The 8,940-nt window shown below is 46.9% G+C and carries 8 protein-coding genes and 1 pseudogene; all 9 read right to left on the bottom strand.

The window, feature by feature from the left end:
- Positions 1–163 precede the first annotated feature (163 nt).
- Positions 164–1,507 (bottom strand): sensor histidine kinase, encoded by a 1,344-nt coding sequence (locus J2Z66_RS42210; protein ID WP_209980093.1) that lies wholly within the window; start codon positions 1,505–1,507, stop codon positions 164–166.
- Complete coding sequence (locus J2Z66_RS42205) at positions 1,507–2,184, bottom strand: response regulator transcription factor (RefSeq protein ID WP_209980096.1); 678 nt, start codon at positions 2,182–2,184, stop codon at positions 1,507–1,509. The genes J2Z66_RS42210 and J2Z66_RS42205 overlap by 1 nt, the downstream gene beginning before the upstream one ends.
- A 370-nt stretch (positions 2,185–2,554) precedes the next feature.
- A complete protein-coding gene (locus tag J2Z66_RS42200) occupies positions 2,555–3,451 on the bottom strand; it encodes an amidohydrolase family protein (protein ID WP_209980091.1) in 897 nt (298 codons plus the stop codon).
- A gap of 12 nt (positions 3,452–3,463) precedes the next feature.
- The gene (locus J2Z66_RS42195; protein ID WP_209980090.1) at positions 3,464–5,176 is read right to left on the bottom strand and encodes a sialidase family protein; all 1,713 of its coding nucleotides are present in this window, start codon (positions 5,174–5,176) and stop codon (positions 3,464–3,466) included.
- Positions 5,177–5,430: 254 nt separating this feature from the next.
- Entirely contained in the window at positions 5,431–6,327 is an 897-nt protein-coding gene (locus J2Z66_RS42190) for an amidohydrolase family protein (protein WP_209980088.1), read from the bottom strand.
- Positions 6,328–6,382: 55 nt separating this feature from the next.
- Positions 6,383–7,204, bottom strand: a complete 822-nt coding sequence (locus tag J2Z66_RS42185; protein ID WP_209980086.1) for an AAC(3) family N-acetyltransferase — start codon at positions 7,202–7,204, stop codon at positions 6,383–6,385.
- Between the two features lie 14 nt (positions 7,205–7,218).
- Positions 7,219–8,226, bottom strand: a complete 1,008-nt coding sequence (locus J2Z66_RS42180; protein WP_209980084.1) for an S-layer homology domain-containing protein — start codon at positions 8,224–8,226, stop codon at positions 7,219–7,221.
- 141 nt (positions 8,227–8,367) lie between these two features.
- Complete coding sequence (locus tag J2Z66_RS43690) at positions 8,368–8,538, bottom strand: dockerin type I domain-containing protein (RefSeq protein ID WP_312895053.1); 171 nt, start codon at positions 8,536–8,538, stop codon at positions 8,368–8,370.
- 33 nt (positions 8,539–8,571) lie between these two features.
- A pseudogene (locus tag J2Z66_RS43685) lies at positions 8,572–8,832 on the bottom strand (cohesin domain-containing protein); the annotation flags it as partial.
- Between the last annotated feature and the right edge of the window lie 108 nt (positions 8,833–8,940).

Below are 8,940 nucleotides of genomic sequence, written 5' to 3'. Positions count from 1 at the left end.
GATTTAAACAGGTTTAAGTGGCAAGTTTTGATCGATTTCAGTAAACGTTTTGAGTTGTACACAGTTAATCGACAGCCTCAAAAACATCGTTAAGTCAAGCACTTACAATTTCAACATAAAAAAACCCGCAGGCGGCTGCCCCGGGCTTATCATCTCTAAATCTCTAAATAGGTAATGTAATCAGCACCTGCGTGCCGACCAAAAGCTTGCTTTCCACGCGAATCCTGCCCCCGTGGCTTTCCACAATCCACTTGGCGATTGCCAGTCCCAGACCTGTGCCGCCTTCCTGCCGCGTGCGGGCTTTATCACCGCGGTAGAAGCGGTTAAAGATAAGAGGCAGATTTTCGGGCGCAATGCCGATGCCCGTGTCCTCTACTTCCAATAGCACGGAGTGGGCCAGCTTACGGCAAACTACGCGGACAAGTCCGCCCTCCGGCGTATATTTGATCGCATTGTCGAGCACGGTCACAAGCAATTGATGAAGGCGTACCTCATCGGCATTCATCGGCACAGACGACTCAATTTCCGCATGCAGGATAATGTCCTTGACTTCCGCCAGCATCTGCATCTTCCGTACGCAGTCGTTGACGATCCGGTCGAACTGAATCGGCTTGATCTCGAGCTCCAGCTGGTTCGAGTCGGACCGGGCCAATGTCAGCAAGCCATTAACCAGCTTGCTCATCCGCCGGGCTTCCTGCAGAACCGTGGATATATGTTTGCTGTCCTGCTCAATCGTATGCTCGGGATGACGCAATAAGAGCTCCGTATGTGCCTGAATGACAGACAGTGGGGTCCGCAGCTCGTGGGATGCATCCGATACGAACTGCTGCTGCTTGTCCATGGAGAGCCGGATGGGGATGAGTGCGCGGTTCGCCAGATAATACCCGGCAGCGACGGCGATCAGCAGCCCTACAATGCCTCCATACAGCAGGATGGATTCAAGCCGGGTCAGCATGCCAATTTCGGCGGAGATATTACTGAGCAGTTGATGGGTTGCGATCCGGTACTGAACGCCGTTTCTGTCAACGACGGTCCCGATATCCAGGTCATTGATGTTCAATACCCGGAAGTGCTGGTCTCCCGCCTTCACCGATTGCAGAGACGCTCCTACCTTGCTTGGCAGAAGCTTCTTCAGCTGCCCCTCTTTGAACTGCTCCATTCCCGGCAGCATAATCGGCTGGTCATCTTCCGTCCAGTACAACTGGATAACCGGCCGGTCCATCTGCCCCATGCGGAACAGAACGGCTTTTTGCGCAGGCACTGCCAGCGCTGTCTGATCATATGCTTCTGCCGTTTGACCTTGTATTCTCAAGGTTTGGCCTTCTACACTCAACATTTGACCTTGCATATTCGTCATCTGGTCTCGTATATTCGTTAAAGATGCGTCAACCTGGGCAAACAGCATTTGTTTCGCAACAAAAAAAACGGACAGGTTCAGCCCAATCAAAATAACGGATAACACGGCCGCGTTACGGATGGTGAGCTGGATTCTAATTCGGTTGAACATCAGCTTTTCTCCTTCAATAAATATCCAACTCCGCGAATCGTATGAATATAGCGATCACAACCAGAAGGGGCAAGCTTTTTGCGTAAATAATGGACATAGACGTCAATGACGCCCAATCCTGCTCCAGTATCAATCCCCCAAACCCGGTCCAGCAGCTGTTCTTTTGTTAATATTTGTTCCCGGTTAAGCAGCAGGTACTCCATCAGCTCAAATTCTTTCACCGTAAGCTTTAGAGGCTCGCCATTCGCGTATCCCTCCATGGTCTGGCATTTCACGGTAAGCTGGCCGTATTTCAGTTCTCCATCCGGAGCTCCCCCGGACTGCCGACGCAGCAAAACCCGTATCCGTGCCAGCAGCTCCGGTGTTGCAAAAGGTTTGACGATATAGTCGTCAGCACCAGAATCGAGCCCTTTCACACGATCCTCCACACTGTCCCGCGCAGTCAGCAGCAGGATCGGCAGCGTGATCCCTTTCGACCTCAGAATGCCGAGGATAGAGAGCCCATCCATGCCGGGAAGCATGATATCCAGAACAATCAGATCATGAATCCGCTGCTGCGCCAAGTACAATCCGTCCAAACCATTGTGCGCTTCATCGACTTGGTATGACTCTTCTTTAAGTACCGTCACCACCGCATCGAGCAGCGGCCGGTCATCTTCCACGACTAGAATTCTCAACGCTCCTGCCCCTTTGTTCACATCTTCTGTCATCCTGCAGGCCTATTGTACACTATGAACCTTAATAAAAGGTTAGAAAAACCTGATGAATCTAACGCCAGCTCAAAAAAATTTCTTCCTTAATTTGTCATACTAATTATGGACATTTTGGTGCATTGACATCCTGTCTGTAGTTGATAACTCCGAACTAACACTCGGTTATATTAAATGGAAACAAAAAGCCCCAGACAAGCCTTAGCTTGCCGGGGGCTTTTTGAATTTAATTAGAAGCAATTCACGACTGCTAAAAGCTTCTTCGCCTTTGTAATATCTTTTTGCTTACCTTTTTGCTTTATCTTTTTGTTATGTTTCCTTACTTATCTTTCACTACCTACAGTCCGAAAAACTTCACTGCATTCTCTCTGGAAATCTTCTTAAATACAGTTTCGCTGATTTTTTTCGTATCGCGCCAATTGATTAGTGTATCGACTAAATCAACTGGCATATTTTTCGTACAAATATCAGTACCAAAAAATAATCTGTCCTGAAATTCTGTCAGGAACTTCGGACCATACTCGGTATCACGGGATATGGCGTTATGAGCCGTATAATCGGAGAGATCGCCGTATAAATTGGGGTATCTGCGGAACAGCTTGGGCACAACGCCCTCTTCCTTGATCGGACCCCCAGGCACCCTGCCAACCTGTCCACCTTTTAAATCAAAAATAATTGCCCGCTCTCCCGGCGTCTCCAAACGTCCAATTTCCGCCCAAAACACAGGCCCATGTCCGAAAATAATTAGATTCGGGAACCTTTGCAGGGTATGCTCCAGCTGCGGCAAGCCAGGGTCGTCATACAAGCCGAAGTCTCCAGTTTTCTGATCGGAACCGTCAAATACTACTGGCAGACCTACACGCTCTGCGCAGCGAAATAAGTTTTGCACGAGCGGATCCATCAGCTCAGCATTAAGCATCACCTCGCCAAGCCCCCTGCAGCCTTTATCCTTATAGTAGGAAAGCACTTTATCAAGCGGCGCTTCTGCTGAATTGGTTAGGGCACGCGGATCGATGTTGCAGTAGGGAATGAATCTGTCGGGATATTTTTCGGCCATATCGAGAATATCCTCATTGGCTTGCGGGAAATAGATTTCCGGACTGACAACCGGCAGCAAGACGCCTTTTTCAATCCCGAGCTCATCATAACGCTGAATCAACTCTTCCGCTGTGCAAAATTGAACAACGAAAGGTACGGGCTTTCTGTAAGCATGGGCATGAATATCGATAAACATGGTACTTCCTCCTTAGACAGTTAGTTCAAAATTGAATGAGCCAGGACGATGTGACTCTGCTGCAACGTGAGCGATTGATAATCGCTGCACTTCCCCTTCCGTTCCTTCAAGGCAAAGCGTCATATAACTAAAACCGCCTGCATCTCCTGGAATCACAATCGTCTGATCCTGAATCCCATTGATTGTCGAATGCAGCTCCCTGGTATCCATATCCCAGGAAATCCCCAGCTCATCCCAATTGCCGGAAGCCGCCTTTAAGGACAATACAGCGCAATCCTTTAAAACAATTTCTTTGATTTTCTTTATTTCTTCATCTTTTCCGGTAAAGTGAACCTCATCGAGGAAAGGTTCGCTTAAGATCAAGGTTGCTCCCTGCAGCTCTTTCTCCGAATCTCTCTTCAGCCTGATTTTCAAGCTGCCTGCACGGCCATAAGGAAAATTCAATGCGGCAACAGCCGTTTCACCTTCAGCCGCCGACAAGCGCAGCATGTTCTTTTCCATTGAGGAAGAGTCCGGCTTATATGTCCCAAGCGTGGTGTGAGTACCGTCAGTAGTCCAGGCCTGCATGCCTTGTTCAAAGCTTTCCGTGATCGTGCGCTCCTTGAGAAATGAGGTCGAAAATCGCACCAGCTTGACATTAGGATCGTTGAAGTCTGACCCCTCCTTACTGCCTACACTGTAGTATTTCACCAACAGCTCATCGTTTTCCAATACGATCGGAAAGGGGTAGCAATTTAACACTGATGGAGGATCATCCTGTCTTCTTAGAATCATTTCGCGATAACCGTTCCATGTCTTGCCCCCATCCTCTGATATGGCGGCATGCAGGGCCTGTCTTGCATAGCTGATGCCTTCAATGTATCTGTAGCCCAGACAATGATTCCATATTTTAACGATATCTCCGTTCTCCATTCTGACTAAAGATGTGGGAGCGTTGGAAGAACGAAACGGCGAAGGACGTGCTGTTCCCCAAGATGCGCCGCCGTCGGCAGACATAGCATAATAGAAACGGCCCAGCGTGGTACGTATCATCATGAGCATCTGACCGTCATCCAGCTCCAGCACAATTGGCTCCATGGCCCCTGATTCCACATGAGCATTATCATCTGAAATTTCTACATCGTTGGAGGCGTTCCAGGTTGCCCCTTCATCGTCAGAATAAATCGTACTGCACACAAAACAAGACCTTAAGTCGAATTTACCTTGAGGAATCGTTGAAAAAGCCGCCACAATCCGGCCGTTTGCCAGCTGCAATACGCTGTTAATTGCTCCGGTATACCGGTCCAGACAAGCTACTTTTTGAGTGACCGCATTCGTACCGTGAATATCGTCAGCGCGAGTGTGCAGGATATCCCCGATATACTGGTTCGTTGCTTCGTTCAATACTTGAATTCTAAAAGAAAAAACATGCATGGCTCCGGCTTTGCTTTGTAAATAATGCTGTCCGCTAATATACCCCGTTTGCTGCGGAAATGCGATGAACAGATGCGGATGGCTCCACGTTGCGCCGTTGTCGAACGATTGTCTTCCTAATACATAATGCGAGCAAATGGCTTGATCCAGCTGTAAAGGGTTTTTCTTGGTCACACACACCACGGTGAATAAACTGCCGTCATGCAAGCGGATGACCGGGCCCATATTTAGACCACTATCCTCGTATAAAAATTGCGCCACATTGGAATTAATTTTGCCATTATTTTCGGCATGAATATTAGCATTGCTCATCCTGCACACCCTCCGATTCTTTAACACATTTCTACCATTTCTACCGGGCAAAAATTTTACGCGATAAGTTGTAAGTGATAATTTGTAAGTATTATAGTCTCTGGATTACTCTCCTGGATACGCCAAAGTTATGTACTTTCAGCCATTTTCTTGTCATTTTTTTGTCATTTGCATATTTTTCGACTTAAATCGACTCATTACGACTTAGAAAATAACCCCCGACAAGTCTTTTGGCTTTGTCGGGGGTTATGGCATTACAATCCGAAAAATTTCACTGCATTTTCCCTGGAAATCTTCTTAAATACAGTTTCACTGATTTTTTTCGTATCGCGCCAATTAATCAGTGTATCGACTAAATCAACTGGCATATTTTTTGTACAAATATCAGTACCAAAAAATAACCTGTCCTGAAATTCCGTCAGGAACTTCGGACCATACTCGGTGTCACGGGCTATAGCGTTATGAGCCGTATAATCGGATAGATCGCCGTATAAATTCGGGTATCTGCGGAACAGCTTGGGCACAACGCCCTCTTCCTTAATAGGCCCTTGAGGGATTCTTCCGACCTGCCCACCTTTTAAATCAAAAATAATTGCCCGCTCTCCCGGCGTCTCCAAACGTCCAATTTCCGCCCAAAACACAGGGCCATGTCCGAAAATAATCAGATTCGGGAACCTTTGCAGGGTATGCTCCAGCTGCGGCAAGCCAGGGTCGTCATACAAGCCGAAGTCTCCAGTTTTCTGATCGGAACCGTCAAATACTACCGGCAGACCTACACGCTCCGCGCAGCGAAATAAGTTTTGCACGAGCGGATCCATAAGCTCAGCATTAAGCATCACCTCGCCAAGCCCCCGGCAGCCTTTATCCTTATAGTAGGAAAGCACTTTATCAAGCGGCGCTTCTGCTGAATTGGTTAGGGCACGCGGATCGATGTTGCAGTAGGGAATGAACCTGTCGGGATATTTTTCGGCCATATCAAGAATATCCTCATTGGCTTGCGGGAAATAGATTTCCGGACTGACAACCGGCAGCAAGACGCCCTTTTCAATCCCGAGCTCATCATAACGCTGAATCAACTCTTCCGCTGTGCAAAATTGAACAACGAAAGGAACGGGCTTTCTGTAAGCATGGGCATGAATATCGATAAACATGGTACTTCCTCCTTGTGTGAAATTAATTAGTTTTATAAATTCAGAATATATAATTTCATTTGCCTAAAACATCCTGCTCGATCCACGCAAGAAAGGCGTCATCAAACCACATCTCCGGGTTTTTCTTGAAAGCCCTTAACACATTATCCACATAGTCGTCAGCCTTAATGCTAGTGAAAAGCGAACTGCCGCACTGGGCATGCGAGATGAAACCAAGCTCGTCCAGCATCGCCTGGGTTTTGGCTGCATCGTGAAAAGGCCATACGCCCGGAACGCCATGTCTGGCTATCTTCGACATCGCTATGCATTTCTTGCCAGCATCCTCGATAGTACTGCAGTAATGCTCCACCAGGCTATACTCGGCAAAATGCTTGAATGTATTGTAGTTCATGTCTATACCAATAAATACGATCCTTGCTTTTTCCAGGTACATTTTCTGCCAGGGCGAAGAGTATGAAAAACAGTAATCGCCAAAAACGCCCATTCGTGGGCCATAGGCTGAATGATCAGCAGTAAGCTCGGCTGCCCTGCTTCCCCATGCCGCGACTGAATGTGTAGCCTGATCGCTTCTGATACTGTCCGGAAGCAAACGGAACGTTTCTGTGATATTGCCCACGTCAGAAGGGGATTTCTCGATATCCCAATTGCGGTAGGCATTGAAGAAATCTTGCTGTACTAGCGTTGGAAACACAACGGTACCGCTTTCAGTTACAGTTTCTTTGACTGCCTCAATAACACTCATTGGGCCGCCAGCGACAAGGCCAAAGCTTTTTAAAGAAGAATGAGTGAGAACGATATCCGATGCACCTACGCCAACCTGTTTAAACGCGCTAATGATATCTTCTTTTGTAACTCTCGGTGCTGATTCAGAACTCATGGAAATACCTCCTCTTAAGGTTTGGATAACAATCTCTTCATCACCACGGCTGCCTCCGCTCTGGTCGCCAAAGACTGCGGGCCGAACGTGTTAGCGGTTCTGCCGTTGATAATACCTTCACGAACAGCGATCTCTACATCTCTAATCGCCCATTCGCTTATAGAGCTTGCATCCACAAATGGTATGGAATCCACTGAACCCTTATCGTTAAAAGTCCCCTCCGACATATACCTGCCCGCCCGTATGAGCATGACCGTCATTTCTTCCCGTGTAATATCTTGCTCCGGAGCGAATCTGCTGTCTGTGACTCCCTTGATAATCCCCGAAGAGTAAGCACTGCTTACGACTCCAGCATACCAGGAAGCTGACGGCACATCGGTAAACGGACTTTGAACTTCTGATGCTTTCAGGTTCAATGCTCTTACTAACATAGCAGCAAATTGCGCCCTTGTCACCATCATATCCGGCACAAAATGATCGTCGTCCATACCTTCAATAATTCCCTCTGAAGCAAGCAGTTCAATATCTGCTTTTGCCCAGTGCCCGGTCAAATCTATGAAGCTTTTACTCGTAGAAACGCTTTTTCCAACTGTAATTGTTGTACTCAGTAATTTGTCGGTTACTACCTTCATAGATTCCCATTTCACTGTGGCTTGGCCATGTTTCTTGAGCTTAAACGTCAGGGTGCCTATTGTGATATTCCCGCTATCTCCAGGTACGCTGCCTATTTTGGTATGAGCAATGATAATTTCGTTCTTTTTGATAATGGGAGATACTGAAAAACCATCCAAATTAGATTTGGCGCCCAATAATTCAAGCTTATCAGGATCAAAGGACAATCTGGCCTCGTAACCATATACATTATTGACATTTTCCACACTCAGGGTCATGATAACTTTTCCACCAGCCGGCTTACCTGCATCCAACCTAAAAATGGGTACTGTTTCAGCATGGGCCGTTGCAACAAACTTACCAGGCAAGCAAAGTGCAGCTATCAGCAATAGAATTAGGGATACACGCAACCATCCATTCCCCCTTGTCTTATTCATTTCTTATTCATTTCTTATAAATCTCCGATCCTTACTTCTTCCCTAATTGCATCGCCATTCAACAACATGGCACCAAACAGGAGGAAGCCCTCCTGTTTGGCTGGTCAAATTCCGTTACTTCTTAATTTTCTTGGCAATTGCCACTAAGTCTTCGATGTCGATTTTGCCATCCCCATTCAGATCTGCTTGCTTCACTTGCTCCCAATCGGGACTGCTTGTATCTTTGCCGTAATTGGCAGCCATGATGGCCAAATCGCCGACTGTTACTTTATTATCATGATTGATGTCACCGGAAAGACCAGCTGTAACCTGAATAGTTACCGACGACAGCTCGGCTGCATATTCAACGCCTTGACCGTCTGCCAAAGAAGCGCTTGTTACCTTAATTTGGCTAGCCACCGTCTGTGAAACTTGCTTGGATTTAAATGTGAGCTCTACAATATCCCCTTGACCAATAATTTCTTTACCTGGACCTGTACTTGCCAGAATCAATTGAATGCTGCCAGGCTGATCTGCCACAGTCTCCAGCAGGCTGACTCCTTCTTTGATAGATGCTGCTGAAACAAATTCCACAGCTGTAGGATCATAAGTCCATTAAGCATGCATTAAAGCTCACATCGATTTACAAATAATGGATATGGGAAAATCCGGTTCAGATATTTAGGAGTATGTTATATTAATTGAATA

This window comes from Paenibacillus eucommiae (genome assembly GCF_017874215.1).
Classification (GTDB): domain Bacteria; phylum Bacillota; class Bacilli; order Paenibacillales; family NBRC-103111; genus Paenibacillus_AI; species Paenibacillus_AI eucommiae.
Note: the sequence above shows the minus strand (reverse complement) of the source record. Positions and strands in the feature narration are given on the sequence as shown.